This is a genomic window from Pseudomonas sp. 31 R 17 (assembly GCF_900004915.1).
GTDB lineage: Bacteria > Pseudomonadota > Gammaproteobacteria > Pseudomonadales > Pseudomonadaceae > Aquipseudomonas > Aquipseudomonas orientalis_A.
In genome coordinates, this window is sequence record NZ_CVTN01000064.1 from 9433 (window position 1) to 30245 (window position 20813).

The 20813-nt window shown below is 61.5% G+C and carries 20 protein-coding genes; 13 read left to right on the forward strand and 7 right to left on the reverse strand.

Going from position 1 to position 20813, the window contains the following annotated elements; translation table 11 throughout:
* Positions 1 to 253: 253 nt before the first annotated feature.
* From BFP89_RS11905 to rpmE, 3 genes are all read right to left on the reverse strand, one after another.
* Positions 254 to 1522, reverse strand: coding sequence for a malic enzyme-like NAD(P)-binding protein (locus BFP89_RS11905; RefSeq protein ID WP_014716577.1), 1269 nt, complete (start codon positions 1520 to 1522; stop codon positions 254 to 256).
* A gap of 190 nt (positions 1523 to 1712) precedes the next feature.
* A complete protein-coding gene (locus tag BFP89_RS11910) occupies positions 1713 to 2510 on the reverse strand; it encodes a thermonuclease family protein (RefSeq protein ID WP_065885703.1) in 798 nt (265 codons plus the stop codon).
* Between the two features lie 14 nt (positions 2511 to 2524).
* Positions 2525 to 2761 carry a 50S ribosomal protein L31 gene (rpmE, locus tag BFP89_RS11915; RefSeq protein WP_003237330.1) on the reverse strand — a complete coding sequence of 79 codons (237 nt, stop codon included), beginning with the start codon at positions 2759 to 2761 and terminating at the stop codon, positions 2525 to 2527.
* A 213-nt stretch (positions 2762 to 2974) separates the two neighbouring features.
* On the opposite strand from rpmE, the gene BFP89_RS11920 reads away from it, so the two are divergent.
* Entirely contained in the window at positions 2975 to 5194 is a 2220-nt protein-coding gene (locus BFP89_RS11920) for a primosomal protein N' (protein ID WP_065885704.1), read from the forward strand.
* Positions 5195 to 5245: 51 nt separating this feature from the next.
* On the opposite strand, the gene BFP89_RS28495 is transcribed toward BFP89_RS11920, so the two are convergent.
* Positions 5246 to 5443, reverse strand: a complete 198-nt coding sequence (locus BFP89_RS28495; protein WP_122463934.1) for a hypothetical protein — start codon at positions 5441 to 5443, stop codon at positions 5246 to 5248.
* Between BFP89_RS28495 and argS the strand changes: the two genes are divergently transcribed.
* The 9 genes from argS to BFP89_RS11965 all read left to right on the forward strand — a co-directional run bounded on the left by argS (position 5414) and on the right by BFP89_RS11965 (position 15882).
* Complete coding sequence (gene argS / locus BFP89_RS11925; protein WP_065885705.1) at positions 5414 to 7150, forward strand: arginine--tRNA ligase; 1737 nt, start codon at positions 5414 to 5416, stop codon at positions 7148 to 7150. The two genes, BFP89_RS28495 and argS, sit on opposite strands and share 30 nt — an antisense overlap.
* A 1-nt stretch (position 7151) precedes the next feature.
* A complete protein-coding gene (locus BFP89_RS11930) occupies positions 7152 to 7853 on the forward strand; it encodes an SPOR domain-containing protein (protein ID WP_065885706.1) in 702 nt (233 codons plus the stop codon).
* Positions 7854 to 8110: 257 nt separating this feature from the next.
* Positions 8111 to 8641 carry an ATP-dependent protease subunit HslV gene (gene hslV / locus BFP89_RS11935; RefSeq protein ID WP_065885707.1) on the forward strand — a complete coding sequence of 177 codons (531 nt, stop codon included), beginning with the start codon at positions 8111 to 8113 and terminating at the stop codon, positions 8639 to 8641.
* A gap of 37 nt (positions 8642 to 8678) precedes the next feature.
* Positions 8679 to 10016 (forward strand): ATP-dependent protease ATPase subunit HslU, encoded by a 1338-nt coding sequence (hslU, locus tag BFP89_RS11940; RefSeq protein WP_065885708.1) that lies wholly within the window; start codon positions 8679 to 8681, stop codon positions 10014 to 10016.
* A gap of 149 nt (positions 10017 to 10165) precedes the next feature.
* Positions 10166 to 10543: a gamma-butyrobetaine hydroxylase-like domain-containing protein gene (locus BFP89_RS11945; protein ID WP_065885709.1), complete on the forward strand. Its 378-nt coding sequence runs from the start codon at positions 10166 to 10168 to the stop codon at positions 10541 to 10543.
* 247 nt (positions 10544 to 10790) lie between these two features.
* Entirely contained in the window at positions 10791 to 12470 is a 1680-nt protein-coding gene (gene phaC / locus BFP89_RS11950) for a class II poly(R)-hydroxyalkanoic acid synthase (protein WP_065885710.1), read from the forward strand.
* Positions 12471 to 12617: 147 nt separating this feature from the next.
* Positions 12618 to 13463, forward strand: a complete 846-nt coding sequence (gene phaZ / locus BFP89_RS11955; protein ID WP_065885711.1) for a poly(3-hydroxyalkanoate) depolymerase — start codon at positions 12618 to 12620, stop codon at positions 13461 to 13463.
* A gap of 89 nt (positions 13464 to 13552) precedes the next feature.
* Positions 13553 to 15235 (forward strand): class II poly(R)-hydroxyalkanoic acid synthase, encoded by a 1683-nt coding sequence (gene phaC / locus BFP89_RS11960; RefSeq protein WP_065885712.1) that lies wholly within the window; start codon positions 13553 to 13555, stop codon positions 15233 to 15235.
* Positions 15236 to 15261: 26 nt separating this feature from the next.
* Positions 15262 to 15882, forward strand: a complete 621-nt coding sequence (locus tag BFP89_RS11965; protein ID WP_065885713.1) for a TetR/AcrR family transcriptional regulator — start codon at positions 15262 to 15264, stop codon at positions 15880 to 15882.
* 81 nt (positions 15883 to 15963) lie between these two features.
* Here BFP89_RS11965 and BFP89_RS11970 read toward each other — a convergent pair whose 3' ends face one another.
* The 3 genes from BFP89_RS11970 to BFP89_RS11980 all read right to left on the reverse strand — a co-directional run bounded on the left by BFP89_RS11970 (position 15964) and on the right by BFP89_RS11980 (position 17663).
* The gene (locus BFP89_RS11970) at positions 15964 to 16848 is read right to left on the reverse strand and encodes a phasin family protein (RefSeq protein ID WP_065885714.1); all 885 of its coding nucleotides are present in this window, start codon (positions 16846 to 16848) and stop codon (positions 15964 to 15966) included.
* Between the two features lie 12 nt (positions 16849 to 16860).
* Positions 16861 to 17283, reverse strand: coding sequence for a phasin family protein (locus tag BFP89_RS11975; RefSeq protein WP_065885715.1), 423 nt, complete (start codon positions 17281 to 17283; stop codon positions 16861 to 16863).
* Between the two features lie 104 nt (positions 17284 to 17387).
* Complete coding sequence (locus BFP89_RS11980) at positions 17388 to 17663, reverse strand: polyhydroxyalkanoic acid system family protein (protein ID WP_065885716.1); 276 nt, start codon at positions 17661 to 17663, stop codon at positions 17388 to 17390.
* Positions 17664 to 17807: 144 nt separating this feature from the next.
* On the opposite strand from BFP89_RS11980, the gene ubiE reads away from it, so the two are divergent.
* Genes ubiE through ubiB form a run of 3 tightly spaced genes read left to right on the forward strand, consistent with a single transcriptional unit; the run spans position 17808 to position 20802 of the window.
* Complete coding sequence (ubiE, locus tag BFP89_RS11985) at positions 17808 to 18578, forward strand: bifunctional demethylmenaquinone methyltransferase/2-methoxy-6-polyprenyl-1,4-benzoquinol methylase UbiE (RefSeq protein ID WP_003171186.1); 771 nt, start codon at positions 17808 to 17810, stop codon at positions 18576 to 18578.
* Positions 18578 to 19201 carry a ubiquinone biosynthesis accessory factor UbiJ gene (locus BFP89_RS11990; RefSeq protein ID WP_065885717.1) on the forward strand — a complete coding sequence of 208 codons (624 nt, stop codon included), beginning with the start codon at positions 18578 to 18580 and terminating at the stop codon, positions 19199 to 19201. The genes ubiE and BFP89_RS11990 overlap by 1 nt, the downstream gene beginning before the upstream one ends.
* The gene (ubiB, locus tag BFP89_RS11995) at positions 19198 to 20802 is read left to right on the forward strand and encodes a ubiquinone biosynthesis regulatory protein kinase UbiB (protein WP_065885718.1); all 1605 of its coding nucleotides are present in this window, start codon (positions 19198 to 19200) and stop codon (positions 20800 to 20802) included. Before BFP89_RS11990 ends, ubiB begins: the two co-directional genes overlap by 4 nt.
* Positions 20803 to 20813 lie beyond the last annotated feature (11 nt).

Here is a 20813-nt window from a genome sequence, read left to right on the forward strand (position 1 = left end):
TGGGGCAAGAGCGTTTTGCTTACTTTTGCGCTTTTCAAAAGTGAGCCGCTGTAAAAGCGGAACCATTAGCAGCCGTTACCGCAGAAACGGATATTACTCGGTCCAATCCAACACCCTGGTCGGCCCAGAGGCCGCCATCGGGGGCAAGCCCCCTCCCACATTTGGACCTTCGCCAGCCTTGAGATAATAGCCACCCAACAAAAAGCCCCAACTCGCGAGAGCCGGGGCTTTTTTGTGGGTGCGTTACGCAGGCTTAGCCGTTGAACACATCATCCACGCTTTGCAGCGGGTAGTTCTTCGGATACGGCAGGGTTGCCACACCAGTCTCGATTGCAGCCTTGGCCACGGCATCGGAGATCAGGGTGATCAGGCGCTTGTCCATAGGTTTCGGGATGATGTACTCACGACCGAACTCCAGCTTGGCGCCACCGTAGGCGTCGCAGACATCCTGCGGCACCGGCAGCTTGGCCAGTTCACGCAGGGCGTTGGCGGCCGCTACTTTCATTTCTTCGTTGATGCGCTTGGCGCGAACGTCCAGGGCACCACGGAAGATGAACGGGAAGCCCAGCACGTTGTTGACCTGGTTCGGGTAGTCCGAACGACCGGTGGCCATGATCACATCGCTGCGGGTGGCGTGCGCCAGCTCAGGCGAGATTTCCGGGTCCGGGTTGGAGCAGGCGAACACGATAGGGTTCGGCGCCATCGACTTCAGGCCTTCGGCGCTCAGCAGGTTCGGACCGGACAGGCCGACGAACACGTCGGCACCGTCGAGGGCGTCAGCCAGGGTGCGCTTGGAGGACGGGTGGGCAAACATCGCCTTGTACTGGTTCAGGTCGGTACGCTCGGACTGGATCACGCCCTTGCTGTCGACCATGTAGATGTTTTCCAGCTTGGCGCCCATGCTGATGATCAGCTTCATGCAGGAAATGGCCGCAGCGCCGGCACCCAGGCAGACGATCTTCGCCTCACCCAGGGTTTTGCCGGCGATTTCCAGGGCGTTGATCATGCCGGCCGCGGTAACGATCGCGGTGCCGTGCTGGTCATCGTGGAATACCGGGATGTCACACTGTTCGATCAGCGCCTTTTCGATCTCGAAGCACTCGGGTGCCTTGATATCTTCCAGGTTGATGCCACCGAAGGTGATGGAAATGCGTTTGACGGTGTCGATGAAGGCCTGCGGACTCTCGGAGTCGACTTCGATGTCGAAAACATCGATGCCGGCAAAGCGCTTGAACAGCACGCCCTTGCCTTCCATGACCGGCTTGGACGCCAATGGGCCGAGGTTACCCAGGCCCAGGATCGCGGTGCCATCAGAAATCACTGCAACCAGGTTGCCCTTGCCGGTGTATTTGTACGCCAGCTCGGGGTCGCGGGCGATTTCACGTACGGGCTCGGCAACGCCAGGGCTGTAGGCCAGCGACAGGTCACGGGCGGTGGCAGTGGCCTTGGTGAGCTCTACACTCAGCTTTCCTGGACGAGGATTGGCATGATATTCGAGAGCGGCAGTTTTCAAATCAGACATATCGGCATTCCGCTTTTACTGTTGGTCGACGGACCGCCGAGGATACGCGTGTCGTAAAGCCCCTACAAGACTGGTCAGTCACAGGTGTCAAGGCCCTGCTGCGGCGTACTTTAGTCTAAAGCCACGGGATACAAGGGCTAGACTGTTCACAATCGCATAAAAAAATGTCTACAATTTTTTATTATTGCGCTCAGCCGAGCATGCTCGGATCGGTGAGCGGCAACAGCCAACGTGCCTGAGGGTCTTTCGGCCCGCCGCGCCTGGAGCGGTCCTGCACCCAGCCACGCGCCTCGATTGTCTTGCCTTGCAGACCATTGAGCATGGCGGTCTCGAATAAACGGACCCGATCAGGCGCAATGCGTAATACCAGTGAACCCTGCAACTGGATCCAGACGCCACCGCGATTGCGTTCGATCTTGCTGACCCGTCCGCTGACCAGGGCGAACCCCGACCGCTTGAGTTGCGCCACGCTCTGTACCGGCGATTGCCGCCAAAGCCCCAACCGCGCGTCACGCGCACTGTTTTCAGCAGCCTGCTGACAGGCGACCAGCTCGACATTCGGCGCGACACCCACCTGAAACCCCAGGCCCTCAGCCAGCAATTGCGCCTCAAGGTTGTTGCCGTCGGCGCCATACAGGTGGGCAAGGGTTCGCCCGTAGCGATCTTTACCCTCGCGCCCCGGCACCAGCCCGAGACGACCGTCACTGGCATTGACCAATGCCTGCAGACGCTGGCGCGCGGCAGCCGCAAACGGCTCGTCGGAGCGGCCCTTCCTACCGGTCTCCGGCGCGTTGATACCGATCATCCGAACGCTGCGGCCATCCTTGAGACGCACAGTGTCGCCATCCACCACGCGCTGCACGTGCACAGGCGCCACCGACGCCGGCGCGGGGCAGAACACCTGGGCCTGGGTGGCGGATAGCCAAATCGCAGGCACAAAAAAGGCGCCCGCGAGGGACGCCTTTTTCAACAGCTGGCAAAAGCCCATAAGGCTTTTGAGCCTTACTCTGCCGGAGTAGCAGCAGCAGGCTTCTTGCCGAAAGCACCAAAGCGATCTGCGAAGCGCTGTACACGGCCGCCGGTGTCCAGAGTCTTCTGCTTACCGGTGTAGAACGGGTGGCACTCGTTGCATACGTCAGTACCCAGTGGCTTGCACAGGTTCGAACGGGTTTCGAACTTGTTGCCGCAGCTGCAGGTAACTTCGATGGTTTCGTACGCTGGATGGATATCGGCTTTCATGGCACTTCCTCGGGCTAGCGTGCCGCCACTCGACACTATTGTCGAATACCGCACGTAATTAGGCCGCGAATTCTAACAGACCTTTTCAATCACGCAAGCTGCGCATCCGACCGAAAACCGCCTTTCATCAGAAAACCACGGCATACCCAAGCCCTCCCCTGTCTGCTAGGCTCCCGCCCCTGCGCCACCACCTGCCTAGATGAGACCCTCCGCGTGCCCGACGCCATTTTGCGCCTCGCCCTGCCCTCGCCCCTGCGCCGCCTGTTCGATTACCGGGCGCCGGCGAGTGTGCCGCGTGCGCAGTTGCAGCCCGGCATGCGCGTGCGCGTACCGTTCGGGCGCAGGGAAATGATCGGCATCCTGGTGGAAGTCACCGACCACAGCGAAGTGCCCGCCGAAAAGCTCAAGCCGGCCATCGCGATCCTCGACGCCACCGCGCCGCTGCCGCCCGCGCTGTTCAAGCTGTGCCTGTGGACCGCGCAGTATTACCAGCACAGCCTGGGCGATACCCTGAGCTGGGCGCTGCCGGTGCTGCTGCGCCAGGGCGAACTGGCCGAAGCGCGCCAGGAACGTTTCTGGTCGATGGTTTCCGGCGCGCGCCTGGACGACCCACGCATCGCCCGCGCGCCGCGCCAACGTGAAGCCCTCGCCACCCTGGCGCAGCACCCCCACGGCGTGGCTCATCAGCTATTGAGCAAGCTGATGCTGAGCAAGGACAGCCTCGACCTGCTGCTGGCCAAGGGGCTGGTGCAGGTGGAAATCCGCAAGCACGCCCCCGACCCGCGCCATGAACACTGGCTGGCCCAGCCGGAGCTGCCGCTGAACCCCGAACAACGCGCCGCCTATGAAGCGATCCGCGCAGGGTTCGACAGTTTCCACGCGTTCCTGCTGGCCGGCGTCACCGGCAGCGGCAAGACCGAAGTGTATTTGCAGTTGATCCGCGAAACCTTGCAGGCCGGCAAACAGGCGCTGGTGCTGATCCCCGAGATCAACCTCGGCCCGCAAACCCTGGCGCGTTTCGAACAGCGCTTCAACGCCCGCATCGCCCTGGTGCACTCGGCGGTCAACGACCGTGAGCGCCTGGAGTCGTGGCTGGCGGCGCGGGACGGCGAAGCCGACATTATTATCGGCACGCGCTCGGCACTGTTCACCCCGATGAAAAATCCGGGCCTGATCATCATCGACGAAGAGCACGACGGCTCATATAAACAACAGGAAGGCCTGCGTTATCACGCCCGCGACCTGGCCCTGGTGCGTGCGCGCCAGGAAGACATCCCGATTGTGCTGGGTTCGGCCACGCCCTCCCTGGAAAGCCTGCATAACGCCTACACCGGTCGTTATGGCCTGCTACGCCTGAATGAACGCGCAGGTGGCGCCAAGCAACCGCGTTTCCTGCGCCTGGATGTCAAAAGCCGACCGCTGGACAGCGGTATTTCCGGGCCGATGCAGCAAGCCATCGGCCAGACCCTCGCCGCCGGCCAGCAAGTCCTGGTGTTCCTCAACCGCCGCGGTTTTGCGCCGACGCTGTTGTGCCATGACTGTGGTTGGATGTCCGAATGCGAGCGTTGCGATGCGCGCATGACCGTGCATCAGCGCTACGGCGAACTGCGCTGCCACCACTGCGGCCATGTGGAACCTGTGCCCCGCCACTGTCCACAATGCGGCAAGGTCGACCTGCGCCCGGTCGGCGCGGGCACCGAGCGCGCCGAAGAGCGCCTGGGCATTCTGTTCCCGAATTACCCGGTGCTGCGGGTGGACCGCGACAGTACGTCGCGCAAAGACGCGATGAACCAACTGTTCGCCACCATCCAGAAAGGCCAGCCGTGCATCCTGGTCGGCACGCAGATGCTCGCCAAAGGGCATCACTTTCCACGGGTGACCCTGGTGTCGATCCTGGATGCGGACGGTGGCTTATTCTCCGGCGACTTCCGCGCCAGCGAGCGCATGGCGCAACTGATCGTGCAGGTCGCCGGCCGCGCAGGGCGCGCCGAAGAGCCTGGCCGGGTGATTATCCAGACGCACCTGGCCGACCACCCGCTGCTGATTCAACTGACCGAGCAAGGTTACTTTGCCTTCGCCGAACAGGCATTGAGCGAGCGCCGCGCCGCCGGGCTGCCGCCGTTTGCGCACCTGGCGCTGCTGCGCGCCGAGGCGCATAAACCGGGCCAGGCCGAAGGCTTTCTGGACGAAGCCTGCAGCGCCGCTGAACGTTTGCTGGCAGAGCTGGGTCTGAGCGGCATCGAGCTGCTCGGCCCGGTGCCCGCGCCCATGGAACGCCGTGCCGGGCGGTATCGCGCCCAGCTACTCTTGCAGGCAACGTCCCGCGCGCCGTTGCATCGGCTATTGAGCAGCTGGTTGCTGGCCCTGGAGCAAATGCCCAGTGGCCGGCAGGTGCGATGGTCACTGGATGTAGACCCGGTCGATTTGTATTAAGCCGTCCCCTGCAGGAGCGAGCTTGCTCGCGAACAACTCAAGAACACCACGTTAAATCAGGAAGCCCGAGTTATCGTTGACGATTTTCGCGAGCAAGCTCGCGCCTACAAAATGCTCCACAGGTCCGGAACGGTTGGCAAGCCCGCCCTCGCCACGGATAATGCCCAGTTTTTCCACCTGCGCATCGCGCGCCGCCGCTTGCGGTCGAAAGAGAACACCATGAAAGACACCATTCGCCAGCTGATCCAACAAGCCCTCACCCAACTCGTCAACGAAGGTGTGTTGCCTGAAGGCCTGTCGCCGGCGATCCAGGTGGAGAACACCCGCGACAAGACCCACGGCGACTTCGCCAGCAACATCGCGATGATGCTGTCCAAGCCTGCGGGCATGAAGCCTCGCGACCTCGCGGAAAAAATCATCGCCGCGCTACCGGCCGACGCCAGTGTCACCAAGGCCGAAATCGCAGGCCCGGGCTTTATCAACTTCTTCCAGAACAGCCAGGCCCTGGCCGCACGCCTGGACGCAGCCCTGGCCGACGCCCACATCGGTGCACGCAAGGCCGGTGACAGCCAGCGCGTGGTCATCGACCTGTCGGCACCTAACCTGGCCAAGGAGATGCACGTCGGTCACCTGCGCTCGACCATCATCGGCGACGGCGTGGCGCGGGTCCTGGAGTTTCTCGGTGACACCGTCATCCGCCAGAACCACGTGGGCGACTGGGGCACCCAGTTCGGCATGCTGATGGCCTACCTGCAGGAAAACCCGATCACCAGCAACGAGCTGGCCGACCTGGAAAACTTCTACCGCGCCGCCAAGAAGCGCTTCGACGAATCCGAAGAATTTGCTGACCGCGCGCGCAGCCTGGTGGTCAAGCTGCAAGCCGGGGACCAGGAATGCCTGGCGCTGTGGGGGCGTTTCCGCGATATCTCCCTGTCCCACTGCCAGGAAATCTACGAACTGCTCAACGTCAAATTGACCATGGCCGACGTGATGGGCGAAAGCGCCTACAACGACGACCTGATCAATGTGGTCAACGACCTCAAGGCCGCAGGCCTGCTGGTCGAGAGCAACGGTGCGCAGTGCGTGTTCCTTGAGGAGTTCAAGACTGCCGATGGCGAGCCGCTGCCGGTGATCATCGTCAAGGCCGGTGGCGGCTATCTCTACGCCACCACCGACCTGGCCGCCGTGCGCTACCGCAGCGGCGTGCTCAAGGCCGATCGCGCGCTGTATTTCGTCGACCAGCGCCAGGCCCTGCACTTCCAGCAAGTGTTCGAAGTGGCGCGCCGCGCCGGTTTCGTCACCCACCCGATGCATATGGAACACATGGGTTTCGGCACCATGAACGGCGCCGATGGCCGCCCGTTCAAGACCCGCGATGGCGGCACCGTGAAGCTGATCGACCTGCTGACCGAAGCCCAGCAGCGCGCCTACAGCCTCGTCAAGGAAAAGAACCCCGAACTGGCCGAGGCCGACCTGCGCAATATCGCCCGCGTGGTCGGCATTGGCGCGGTGAAATACGCCGACCTGTCCAAGCACCGCACCAGCGACTACAGCTTCAACTTCGACCTGATGCTCAACTTCGAAGGCAACACCGCCCCGTACCTGCTGTACGCCTACACCCGTGTGGCCGGTGTGTTCCGCAAACTGGGCAAGGACTTCAGCGAAGTCGAAGGCCAAATCGTGCTGGACGCACCTCATGAACAGGAACTGGCCGCCAAGCTTGCGCAGTTCGGCGAAGTGCTCAACAGCGTCGGCGAGAAAGGCACGCCGCATATCCTCTGCACCTACCTGTACGAAGTGGCCGGCCTGTTTTCCAGCTTCTACGAGAACTGCCCGATCCTCAGCGCCGACGATGAAGCCCAGAAGCAAAGTCGCCTGCGCCTTGCCGCACTGGCTGGACGGACCCTAAAGCAAGGCCTGGAGCTGTTGGGCCTGGAAACTCTGGAGCGCATGTAAGTTGGCAGCCAAGAAAAAACCTGCACCCAAGCGCGGCGCCAGCCGCTACCAGGCCCCGGCCAAGCAGCCGATTCCGGGTTGGCTGTGGATGGCGATCGGCCTCACGGTCGGCGCATTCGTTGTCTTTCTGATGAAGCTGGAGCCCGGCCAGGGCGATGACGTCAAGCGCGTCAAACAGGAGCAGCAGAAAGCCACGAAAATCGCCGAGGCCAACAAGACTGCGCCGAGCCCGACGGTTCCGGTGAAGCCCAAGTACGATTTCTACACGCTGCTGCCGGAATCGGAAGTGATCGTGCCGCCCGACGCCGTGCCGGAGAAAACCCTGCCGACGCCGCAAGTGCCGACCACGCCGGTAACCCCAGCGGAAGCGGCGAAGATCGATACCGCACGCGCCCAGGCGGCATTGGCCGGCATCACCCCGCCGCCGGCGCCTCCAGTGGCAGAGACCAAGGCCGCGCCGGTGACCAAGTTCTTCCTGCAGGCGGGCTCGTTCCCCAAACAGGCGGACGCAGACCGTGTACGCGCGCAGATCATTCTGCTGGGCCAGTCGGTGACGGTGGAATCCGGCACCGTGAAGGAAGCGACCTGGTATCGCGTGCTGGTAGGCCCGTTCAGCAACCGCGAGCAGCTGACCGTGGCGCAGAAACAATTGGCGGGCGCCGGGTTTAGCAACCTGCTGTTACAACAACGCCAGAGCCGCTGATCTCGAAGACATAGCAGGACTAATGTGGGAGGGGGCTTGCCCCCGATGGCGGTAGACCAGTCAATATATTCAGCGACTGATACACCGCAATCGGGGGCAAGCCCCCTCCCACATTTGGTTTTGCAGTGTTCCTGAACAGGTGTCGGATCAATAAACACCACTCGTCCGCACTGCCGTCCTACGGTTGAAATCCCCCTCGCCACCCCCATATGAGTTCCATCAGGGCATTTTCGCCCCGCTGCGTGGAGACTCTCCCCTTGACCACCATCGTTTCAGTACGTCGCCACGGCAAAGTCGTCATGGGCGGCGACGGCCAGGTTTCCCTGGGCAATACCGTGATGAAAGGCAACGCCAAGAAAGTGCGTCGCCTGTACCACGGCCAGGTGCTCGCCGGTTTCGCCGGCGCTACCGCCGATGCCTTCACCCTGTTCGAACGCTTCGAAGGCCAGCTCGAAAAGCACCAGGGCCATCTGGTGCGCGCCGCCGTCGAACTCGCCAAGGAATGGCGCACCGACCGTTCCCTCAGCCGCCTCGAAGCCATGCTGGCGGTCGCCAACAAAGACGCGTCCCTGATCATCACCGGCAACGGCGATGTGGTTGAACCTGAACACGGCCTGATCGCCATGGGTTCCGGTGGCGGCTATGCACAGGCTGCGGCCAGCGCGCTGTTGAAGAAGACCGACCTGTCGGCCCGTGAAATCGTCGAGACCGCCCTGGGTATCGCCGGCGATATCTGCGTGTTCACCAACCACAACCACACCATTGAGGAGCAGGACCTCGCCGAGTAAGCCGTAGGCTTATTCCCGCTTGAGGCCGCCAAACACTATGTCCATGACTCCCCGCGAAATCGTCCATGAACTCAATCGCCATATCATCGGCCAGGACGATGCCAAGCGCGCCGTTGCCATTGCGCTGCGTAACCGCTGGCGCCGGATGCAACTGCCCGAAGAACTGCGCGTTGAAGTAACGCCCAAGAACATCCTGATGATCGGCCCGACCGGCGTCGGTAAAACCGAAATCGCCCGGCGCCTGGCCAAATTGGCCAATGCCCCGTTCATCAAGGTCGAGGCCACCAAATTCACCGAAGTCGGCTATGTGGGCCGCGATGTCGAGTCGATCATTCGTGACCTGGCCGACGCCGCCCTGAAGATGCTGCGCGAGCAGGAAGTGACCAAGGTCAGCCATCGCGCCGAAGATGCCGCCGAAGAGCGCATCCTCGACGCGCTGTTGCCACCGGCTCGCATGGGCTTCAACGAAGACGCCGCGCCGTCATCGGATTCCAACACCCGCCAGCTGTTCCGCAAGCGCCTGCGTGAAGGCCAGCTGGACGACAAGGAAATCGAGATCGAAGTGGCCGAAGTGTCGGGCGTCGATATTTCCGCGCCCCCGGGCATGGAAGAAATGACCAGCCAGTTGCAGAACCTGTTCGCCAACATGGGCAAGGGCAAGAAGAAAAGCCGCAAGCTCAAGGTGAAAGAGGCCCTGAAGCTGGTGCGCGACGAAGAAGCCGGACGCCTGGTCAATGAGGAAGAACTCAAGGCCAAGGCCCTGGAAGCGGTCGAGCAGCACGGCATCGTGTTTATCGATGAGATCGACAAAGTGGCCAAGCGCGGCAACTCCGGCGGCGTCGATGTGTCCCGCGAGGGCGTACAGCGCGACCTGCTGCCACTGATCGAAGGCTGCACGGTCAACACCAAGCTGGGCATGGTCAAGACCGACCACATCCTGTTTATCGCCTCCGGTGCTTTCCACCTGAGCAAACCAAGCGACCTGGTGCCGGAGCTGCAAGGCCGCCTGCCGATCCGCGTGGAACTCAAGGCGCTGACCCCGGGCGACTTCGAGCGCATTCTCAGCGAGCCGCATGCTTCACTGACCGAGCAGTATCGCGAATTGCTGAAAACCGAAGGCCTGGGCATCGAATTCCAGCCGGACGGGATCAAGCGCCTGGCGGAGATTGCCTGGCAGGTCAACGAGAAGACCGAGAACATCGGTGCGCGTCGTCTGCACACCTTGCTTGAGCGCCTGCTCGAAGAGGTGTCCTTCAGTGCCGGCGACATGGCCGGTGCGCAGAATGGCGAAGCGATCAAGATCGACGCGGATTACGTCAACAGCCACCTGGGCGAATTGGCAGAGAACGAAGACTTGTCGCGCTATATTCTGTAAGCCTCACACAGAACTGCTTCGCTTCAATGTGGGAGGGGGCTTGCCCCCGATAGCGGTCTGTCAGACAGATGTATGCTGACTGACACACGGCTATCGGGGGCAAGCCCCCTCCCACATTGTTCAAGCCGGTTCCTTCAGGGTTATCTCCAATGTCGAAATTTCCTACTGCTGTAAACCTGCATAAAGCCTCCAATACCCTGGGCCTCACCTACGGACCGGACGAAACCTACCAACTGCCCGCCGAATTCCTGCGCGTGCACTCGCCTTCCGCCGAGGTCCAGGGCCACGGCAAACCCATCCTGCAATTCGGCAAGCTCAACGTTAAGTTGATCAAGCTGGAACCGGCCGGCCAGTACGCACTGAAATTGACCTTCGACGACGGCCATGACAGCGGATTGTTCACCTGGGACTACCTTTATCAACTGGCCGTGCGTCAGGACGCGCTGTGGGCCGATTACCTGGCCGAACTGAAAACGGCCGGAAAAACCCGCGACCCGAGTCAGTCGGTCGTGCGGCTGATGCTCTAGTCCAGGCCTCTTGCTCTTTAGAGGGCATTTTCTAATTTCATCTGCTTGAATGCCCTGTCTCGTGGTCAACGATTGGCCCGCTTGCGAAAAAAATTAAACTCGGGTAACCAATGGAACTGGCAAGTTCCCTGCATTTGACGATGTGGTATCAACGGTCACCCGAGCGCAGTACCAGGCTGGTGTCGTGTATCGAAATGGGTGCGCGGAAATCGCCGGTACTCGTCTTTCGGACAATGGAGCGTCGTAGATGAGTAACAAGAATAACGATGACTTGAAACGCCAGGCCTCGGAAAACACCCTGGGGTTGAACCCGATCATCGCGTTACGCAAAAAGGACTTATTGGCCTCGGCGAAGATGGTGCTCACCCAAGCCATCAAGCAACCGTTACACAGCGTCAAACACGTCGCCCATTTCGGGGTGGAGCTCAAGAACGTCATGTTCGGCAAATCGGCGCTGGTGCCGGAGAGCGATGATCGTCGCTTCCATGACCCGGCCTGGAGCCAGAACCCGCTCTACAAACGCTACCTGCAGACTTACCTGGCGTGGCGCAAGGAGCTGCACGACTGGATCGGTGACAGCAATCTATCGGAACAGGACATCAGTCGCGGCCACTTCGTGATCAACCTGATGACTGAAGCCATGGCCCCCACCAACAGCGCGGCCAACCCGGCGGCCGTCAAACGCTTCTTTGAAACCGGCGGCAAAAGCCTGCTCGACGGCCTGTCCCACCTGGCCAAGGACATGGTGCACAACGGCGGCATGCCAAGCCAGGTCAACATGGGCGCCTTTGAAGTGGGCAAGAGCCTGGGCACCACCGAAGGCGCCGTGGTCTTTCGCAATGATGTGCTGGAGCTGATCCAGTACAAGCCCATCACCGAGCAGGTACACGAGCGACCACTGCTGGTGGTGCCGCCGCAGATCAATAAATTCTATGTATTCGACCTGAGCCCGGACAAGAGCCTGGCGCGCTTCTGCCTGCGCAATGGGCAGCAGACCTTTATCGTCAGCTGGCGCAACCCGACCAAGGCCCAGCGCGAGTGGGGCCTGTCGACCTATATCGAAGCGCTCAAGGAAGCCGTCGATGTGATCACGGCGATTACCGGCAGCAAGGACGTGAACATGCTGGGCGCCTGCTCCGGCGGCATCACCTGCACTGCGCTGCTGGGCCACTACGCGGCGCTGGGAGAGAAAAAAGTCAACGCCCTGACCCTGCTGGTGAGTGTGCTGGACACCACGCTGGACACCCAGGTGGCGCTGTTCGTCGATGAGCAGACGCTCGAAGCGGCGAAGCGCCATTCCTATCAGGCCGGCGTACTGGAAGGCCGTGACATGGCCAAGGTGTTTGCGTGGATGCGGCCCAACGACCTGATCTGGAATTACTGGGTCAACAACTACCTGCTGGGCAACGAGCCGCCGGTGTTCGACATCCTGTTCTGGAACAACGACACCACACGCCTGCCGGCCGCCTTCCATGGCGACCTGATCGAGCTGTTCAAGAACAACCCGCTGGTACGCGCCAATGCGCTGGAAGTGTGCGGCACGCCCATCGATCTCAAGCAGGTCACGGCCGATATCTATTCGCTGGCCGGCACCAACGACCACATCACGCCCTGGCAGTCCTGCTACAAGTCGGCGCAGTTGTTTGGCGGCAAGGTGGAGTTCGTGCTGTCCAGCAGCGGGCATATCCAGAGCATCCTCAACCCGCCGGGCAACCCCAAGTCGCGCTACCAGACCAGCGACGGCCTGGCGGGCACGGCACTGCAATGGCAGGAAAACGCGACCAAGCATACCGATTCGTGGTGGCTGCACTGGCAGGCATGGCAGGCGGAGCGGGCGGGGAAGTTGAAAAAAGCCCCGACGACATTAGGTAATAAAACCTACGCTGCGGCGGAAGCGGCACCAGGCACCTATGTACACGAACGCTAAATTGAAATGCGGTCAATGTGGGAGGGGGCTTGCCCCCGATAGCAGTGGATCAGCCAAGGATGTATCTCCTGGTAAACCGCCATCGGGGGCAAGCCCCCTCCCACATGTTGATCTCACTCCGGCTGTAGTACTTCACAGGGCTTGAGCATGCCGCAACCGTTCATCTTCCGCACCATCGACCTGGATGGCCAAGCCATCCGCACGGCGGTACGACCGGGCAAGCCGCACTTGACCCCGCTGCTGATCTTCAACGGCATCGGCGCCAACCTGGAGCTGGTGTTTCCGTTCGTCCACGCCCTGGACCCGGACCTGGAAGTGATCGCCTTCGATGTGCCAGGGGTGGGCGGCTCCTCCACGCCCAACCGACCCTATCGCTTCCCCGGCCTGGCCAAGCTGACGGCGCGCATGCTCGATTACCTGGATTACGGCCAGGTGAATGCGGTGGGGGTGTCCTGGGGCGGTGCACTGGCGCAGCAGTTCGCCCATGACTACCCCGAGCGCTGCAAGAAGTTGATCCTGGCGGCCACGGCTGCCGGCGCTTTTATGGTGCCCGGAAAGCCCAAGGTGCTGTGGCTGATGGCCAGCCCCCGGCGCTATATCCAGCCGTCCCACGTGGTGCGCATTGCGCCGATGATTTACGGCGGCTCGTTCCGCCGCGACGCCAAACTGGCCGCCGAACATGCCAGCAAAGTGCGCTCGGCCGGCAAGCTGGGCTATTACTGGCAGCTGTTCGCGGGGCTGGGCTGGACCAGCATCCATTGGCTGCACAAGATCCGCCAGCCGACCCTGGTCCTGGCCGGAGACGACGACCCGCTGATTCCGCTGATCAACATGCGCATGCTCGCCTGGCGCATCCCCAATGCGCAGTTGCATATCATCGATGATGGCCACTTATTCCTGATCACCCGGGCGGAAGCCGTGGCACCGATCATCATGAAGTTTCTCGAGGAGGAGCGCCTGCGCGCCGTGATACATCCGCGACCGGCGGTGTGAAGGACCACACCGCCGCGCAACTTGCCAGGAACCGACTATGGTTCTGAATTGGCGTGCCTCTTGATGGCTTGACGAAGGAGTGTTGGCTCATGCGAGACAGACCCGTGACGAACCCGGCGCCCACCCCCGCTGCGTTCATCAACGCGCAAAACGCGATCACCGGCCTGCGCGGTCGCGACCTGCTGTCGACCCTGCGCACCGTGGCGGCCCATGGCCTGCGCAACCCGCTGCACACCGCACGCCACGCCCTGGCCCTGAGCGGCCAACTGGGCCGCGTGTTGCTGGGGGACACGGTGCATGAGCCCAACCCCAACGACAGCCGCTTCAAAGACCCCACCTGGGCGCTCAACCCGCTGTACCGGCGCAGCCTGCAAGCCTATTTGAGCTGGCAAAAACACACGCGCAACTGGATCGACGACAGCACCCTCAGCGCGGACGACCGTGCACGCGCACAGTTCGCGTTCGCCCTGCTCAACGACGCCGTATCGCCCTCCAACACGCTGCTCAACCCGCTGGCCATCAAGGAGTTGCTCAACTCCGGCGGCAACAGCGTGGTGCGCGGCGTCAGCCATTTGTTCGAAGACCTGCTGCACAACAACGGCCTGCCGCGTCAGGTCAGCAAGCATGCCTTCGAAGTGGGCAAGACCGTTGCCACCACGCCGGGCTCGGTGGTGTTTCGCAATGAGCTGCTGGAGCTGATCCAATACAAGCCCATGAGCGAAAAACAATACGCCAAGCCCTTGCTGGTGGTGCCGCCGCAAATCAACAAGTTCTACATATTCGACCTCAGCCCGGCTAACAGCTTTGTGCAATACGCGCTGAAAAACGGGCTGCAGACCTTTATGGTCAGCTGGCGCAACCCGGATGTGCGGCATCGCGAATGGGGCCTGTCCACCTACGTTGCGGCGCTGGAAGAAGCCCTCAACGCCTGCCGGGCAATCACCGGCGCACGCGCGGTCAACCTGATGGGCGCCTGCGCCGGCGGCCTGACCATCGCGGCACTGCAAGGCCATCTGCAAGCCAAGCGCCAATTGCGGCGCATCGCCAGCGCCAGTTACCTGGTGAGCTTGCTCGACAGCCAGATCGACGGCCCGGCCATGTTGTTCGCCGATGAACAGACCCTTGAAGCCGCCAAGCGCCGCTCCTACCAACAAGGTGTGCTGGACGGTCGCGACATGGCCAGGGTGTTCGCCTGGATGCGCCCCAATGACCTGATCTGGAACTACTGGGTCAACAACTACCTGCTGGGCAAGGAACCGCCCGCCTTCGACATCCTGTACTGGAACAACGACAACACGCGCCTGCCCGCCGCGCTGCACGGCGACCTGTTGGATTTCTTCAAGCACAACCCGCTGAGGCATCCGGGAGGCCTTGAGGTGTGCGGCACCCCCATCGACTTGCAGAAGGTCACGGTCGACAGCTTCAGCGTGGCCGGCATCAACGACCACATCACGCCGTGGGACGCGGTGTACCGATCCACCCAACTGCTGGGCGGCGAGCGGCGCTTCGTCCTGTCCAACAGCGGGCATATCCAGAGCATCCTCAACCCGCCCGGCAACCCGAAGGCCAACTACGTCGAGAACCCCAGGCTGAGCAGCGACCCGCGCGCCTGGTACTACGACGCCAGCCACGTCGAAGGCAGCTGGTGGCCGCAATGGCTGGCGTGGATTCAGCAACGTTCGGGCGTGCAACGCGAAACCCTCACCGCCCTGGGCAACCAGAACTACCCACCGATGGAAGCGGCGCCAGGCACCTACGTGCGCGTGCGCTGAGCTCAACGATCAGACTAAGAGGCTGGATGAAGACCCGCGACCGTATCCTTGAATGTGCCCTGCAGTTGTTCAACCACAAGGGCGAGCCGAATGTGTCGACCATGGAGGTGGCCAATGAAATGGGGATCAGCCCCGGCAACCTCTACTACCACTTCCATGGCAAGGAGCCGTTGGTGCTGGGGCTGTTCGAACGTTTTCAAGGCGAGTTGGCGCCGCTGCTCGACCCTCCTGCCGATGCGCAGCTGGAGGCCGAGGATTACTGGCTGTTCCTGCACCTGATTGTCGAGCGCATGGCCCACTACCGATTCCTCTTCCAGGACCTGTCGAACCTGGCCGGGCGTCTGCCGAAGCTGGCCAAGGGCATTCGCAACCTGCTCACGGCGCTCAAGCGCACCCTGGCTTCATTGTTGGCGCGGTTGAAAACCGCAGGGCAACTGGTCAGTGACACCCAGGCGCTGGGGCAGTTGGTGGAGCAGATCACCATGACCCTGCTGTTTTCCCTGGATTACCAGCGAATCCTGGATCGCAAGGGTGAGGTGCGGGTGGTGGTGTACCAGGTCATGATGCTGGTGGCGCCGCATCTGCTGATGCCGGCACGGCTGGCGACCGAGAGGTTTGCACTCAAATATCTGGATGACGTGGATTGAAGCCCCCCTGATCGTGATCGCGGCGTTATAAAAAATGCCCGACCTTTGCAGGTCGGGCATTTTTTGTTGTCCTGGAAAGAATCAGGACTGACTGGATGGCGTCGAAGTTGTCGACGTCGCAGTCGCAGCAGCGGGGGTCGGAGCGGACACTGAGTTGGCAGTGGAAGCGGTTGTCGCCGCCGCCGCAGGTTTAGCTGCCGCTGGCTTTTTCGCTACCGCTGGCTTCTTCGCGGCGGCGGGCTTTGCCGCTGGCTTGGCGGCAGCAGGTTTGGCGGCAGCTTTTGCAGCTGCAGGTTTGGCAACGGCCTTGACCGCAGGCTTGACCGCAGGCTTGGCCGCTACAGCTTTTGCGGCTGGCTTGGCGGCTGCAGTCTTCGCCGCTGGCTTGGCGGCAGGTTTTGCAGCAGCTTTGGCGGGCGCCTTGGCCGCAGGTTTTGCAGCCGGTTTGGCGGCCGCTTTAACCACAGGATTGGCGGCCGTTTTCGCGGCGGGTTTTGCCGCTGCGGTTTTAGCCGCAGGTTTGGCGGCCGGTTTTGCCGCAGGCTTGGCCGCAGCCGTCTTGGCTGGCGCCACTTTGGCGCCTGTGAGTTTTTCGATTTGCCTGGTCAGGGTGTCGACCTTGCTGTGCAGCGTTTTCAGCTCAGCCTTGCTCGGCACGCCCAGTCGCGAAATGGCACTGTTGAGGCGTTTGTCGAAGGTTTCTTCCAACTTGTTCCACGTGTCGGAAATGCTCGACTTGGCCGAACCTGCGCTCGCCTTGGCCGCATCGACTTTTTTACCCACAGTGCTCTTGGTCAACTTCTCGGCTTTCTCACCGTCCTTGACCAGCGTCTCGAAGTATTTGCCGCCGTCACTGCTCACCTTCGAATACACGCCTAAACCAGCAAGCCAGATCTTTCGGGAATATTTTTCAACTTCCCCGACCCACGAGCTGCTTTCTTTCTGAGTAGTTTTTTTAACAGCCATCCCGATGTCTCCTTAGTGTTTACGCGCGACACGTTCGAGCAATGCCGTCAGCTCTTCGAGCTTAGCAGAGAGTGTCTCAACGTCATGTTTAGACGCAATGCCGATTCGATTCAAGGCACTTGCAACACGCGAGTCAAATGCTTTTTCAACTTTATCCAGTTGAACTTCAACCCGGCGGCCGACACTCGAGACGTTACTCTTTACTTGATCAATCTGACTGTTAGCGGCATCAAGTTGTTCAATGGCAACTTTTTTGCTTTTACTTTCAATATGTTGACCACTCTTAACCAGCTCATTGAAGTATTCGCCGCCCTCGCTGCCGACCTTGGCGTAGGCACCAAGACCCGCCAGCCAGATCCTGCGGGCATAGCGTTTGACCTCACTCAGGGCAGTGGTCTGACTGTCGATTTTTTTCTGCAAAATAACGTTGGCCATGGTGCACCTCACATAGAACCGGGTGGAGGAACCGCCCGCCGGAGTTGGGGGCTTGGGCACAACGTAGGGTGAAAAATTAGAATCGGCACCCTAAGAGCGTCGAATCAGGCCAGCGCCTTATCCAGGGCTTTTTCGATTTCGGACTTGAGGGTACCGCTCATGGCCGACATCAACAGGCCCAGTTCCACATCGATGCGCAATGCATCATCAAAGACCTGAACGGTGCCTTTAACGCCCGACCGCTTGAGGTTCAGGGTATCGCCGGACCACGACGACTCCACGCCGTATTTATCCTTGAGTTTCTGCGCCAGCGTGTCGGCCTTCGCCCGTGCGGCGGCTTTACCCAGGGAATGCTCACGCTCAACGGTTATACGCGCCATTGCAATGGCTCCTTTCTATGAGGGCTTGGAAACCTTCCATGCGGCAAAAGGTCTCGATAAGCACCTATCTTACCTTCAGCCTTGCCAAGACAAAGCAGGCCCCGGGGATTATCATGTCCCGCATTCTCTTTTGGTGACAGCGATATGACTGATCAGCGCAAAGGCAGCGATGCCGAACCCACCACTCACTTCGGCTTCAAGAACGTCCCGGAAAGCCAGAAAGCGGAAAAAGTCGCTGAGGTGTTCCACTCCGTAGCCGCCAAGTACGACTTGATGAACGACGTGCTCTCCGGTGGCATGCACCGCCTGTGGAAGCGTTTCACCATCGAATTGTCGGGCGTACGCACCGGCAATCGCGTGCTCGACATCGCCGGCGGCACGGGCGATTTGGCCGCCAAGTTTTCCAAGCTGGTAGGGCCTACCGGCCAGGTGGTACTGGCCGATATCAACGGCTCGATGCTCAAGGTTGGTCGCGACCGCCTGCTCGACAAGGGCGTGGCCGGCAATATCGAATTCGTCCAGGCCGATGCGGAAAAACTGCCGTTTCCCGACAACCACTTCGATTGCGTGACCATCGCCTTCGGCCTGCGCAACGTCACCCACAAGGAAGACGCGATCCGCTCGATGCTGCGCGTGCTCAAACCGGGTGGCCGCCTGCTGGTGCTGGAATTCTCCAAGCCGACCAACGCGCTGATGTCCAAGGTGTACGACACCTATTCGTTCGCCTTCATGCCGTTGATGGGCAAGCTGATCACCAACGATGCCGAGAGCTACCGCTACCTGGCCGAATCGATCCGCATGCACCCCGACCAGGAAACCCTGAAGTCGATGATGGTGGAGGCCGGTTTCGACCGCGTGACCTACCACAACATGACCTCGGGCATCGTCGCCCTGCACCGCGGCATCAAGCCCTGATGCTGCTCGCAGGCCTTCTCGCCAGCGTCGAGCACGGCCTCAACCGTGTCTTGCGCCTGGACAGCACCGCCCTGGCGCGGCTTGCGCACCTGACCGGCAAAGTCATCGCCGTCGATTGCCGCAGCCCTGCCCTGCAGCTGTTCATCCTGCACAGCGATGAGGGCCTGCTGCTCGCGTCGCAATGGGCCGCCGAGGCCGACTGCACCCTGCGTGCGCCCGCCGCCAGCCTGGTGCACCTGGCCCTGAGCCGCAACAAGACCGCTATCCTGCACAGCCCCGAAGTGGCGCTGGAAGGCGACAGCGCGGTGCTGATGGACCTGGCCGCCGTGCTGCAGGACCTGGAGCTGGACTGGGAATACGAACTCTCGCGCTGGCTCGGCCCCGTCGCCACCCAGTTGCTCGGCGGGCACCTGCGCAGCCGTTCGCGCTGGTACCAGCAAGGGTTCGCCAGCCTCAACCAGAACCTCGCCGAATACCTGAGCGAAGAATCGCGCACCCTGGTCGGGCAACGGGAAGCGCAAGCGCGCTTTCGTGAGCTCGACAAGGCCAAAATCGACCTGGAACGTCTCGAGGCCCGCTTCGAGCGCCTGAGCCGTTCCCTTGATCCAAGCGATAACGCATGAAGCTGCTCGCCGTCCGCCGTTTGTTTCGTATCCAGCGCGTCGTAATCCGCTACCGCCTCGATGACCTGCTGTTTGCCCTGCCCCTGCCATGGTTCCTGCTCGCGGTGCGCTATGTGTTGCCGTGGCGCTGGTTGCCGCGCAGAAAACTGGAACTGAGCCGAGGCGCTCGCGTGCGCCTGGCGTTGCAGGACCTGGGGCCGATCTTCATCAAGTTCGGGCAGATTTTGTCGACGCGCCGCGACTTGCTGCCCGAAGACATCGCCGATGAGCTGATGCTGCTGCAGGACCGCGTGCCGCCGTTCGATTCGCAGTTGTCGATGAAGCTGATCGAAGAGCAACTGGGCAGGAAGATCAGCGAGGTGTTCAGCCGCTTCGATGTCGAGCCGCTGGCTTCGGCCTCGGTTGCGCAGGTGCATGCCGCGCAGCTCAAGAGCGGTGAAGAAGTGGTGGTGAAAGTGATTCGCCCGGGCCTCAAGCCGATCATCGGCCAGGACCTGGCGTGGCTGTTCATTCTGGCCCGCGCCGCCGAACGGTTCTCCGCCGATGCGCGCCTGCTGCATCCGGTGGATGTGGTGGCCGACTACGAAAAAACCATTTACGACGAACTCGACCTGCTGCGCGAAGCGGCCAACGCCAGCCAGCTGCGCCGCAATTTCGAAGGCTCGCAGCTGCTGTACGTGCCGCAAGTGTATTGGGACTGGTGCCGCCCCAAAGTGCTGGTGATGGAGCGCATCTACGGCGTGCAAGTCACCGACCTCGCGACCCTGGCCGACCAGCGCACCGACATGAAAATGCTCGCCGAGCGCGGCGTGGAAATTTTCTTCACCCAGGTGTTCCGCGACAGTTTCTTCCACGCCGACATGCACCCGGGCAACATCTTCGTCAGCACCGTCAACCCGTGGAGCCCGCAGTACATTGCGATCGACTGCGGCATCGTCGGCAGCCTCACGCCGGAAGACCAGGACTACCTGGCGCGTAACCTGTTCGCCTTTTTCAAGCGTGACTATCGCCGCGTGGCGCAGTTGCACATTGATTCGGGCTGGGTGCCGGCGGAAACCAAACTGAATGAATTCGAAGCGGCGATCCGCACCGTGTGCGAACCGATCTTTGAAAAACCGTTAAAGGATATTTCCTTCGGTCAGGTGCTGATGCGCCTGTTCCAGACCGCGCGGCGCTTCAATATGGAAGTGCAGCCGCAGTTGGTGCTGCTGCAGAAAACCCTGCTCAACATCGAAGGCCTGGGCCGCCAGCTGTACCCGGACCTCGATCTGTGGAACACCGCGCAGCCGTTCCTGGAACGTTGGATGCGTGAGCGGATGAGCCCGAAGACCATGCTGGGCAACCTGCACAGCCAGATGGAACAGCTGCCGCACCTGGCCAACATGACCCGCGACCTGCTCGAACGCATGTCACAGCCTCACGCCAGGGACCCTGAGCCGCCATGGCGCAAGCGCAAGGACGACTGGTTCCTGCGCCTGCTCGGCGCCGCGCATCTGGTGGGTGGGGTCATGCTGGCGATCGGCGGACCGTTGAATCAACTGGGCCACTGGCCGGCCGGAATCATGGTCGCCGTGGGCGTTTATCTGATCGTGCGTCGATAACCCATCCGGTT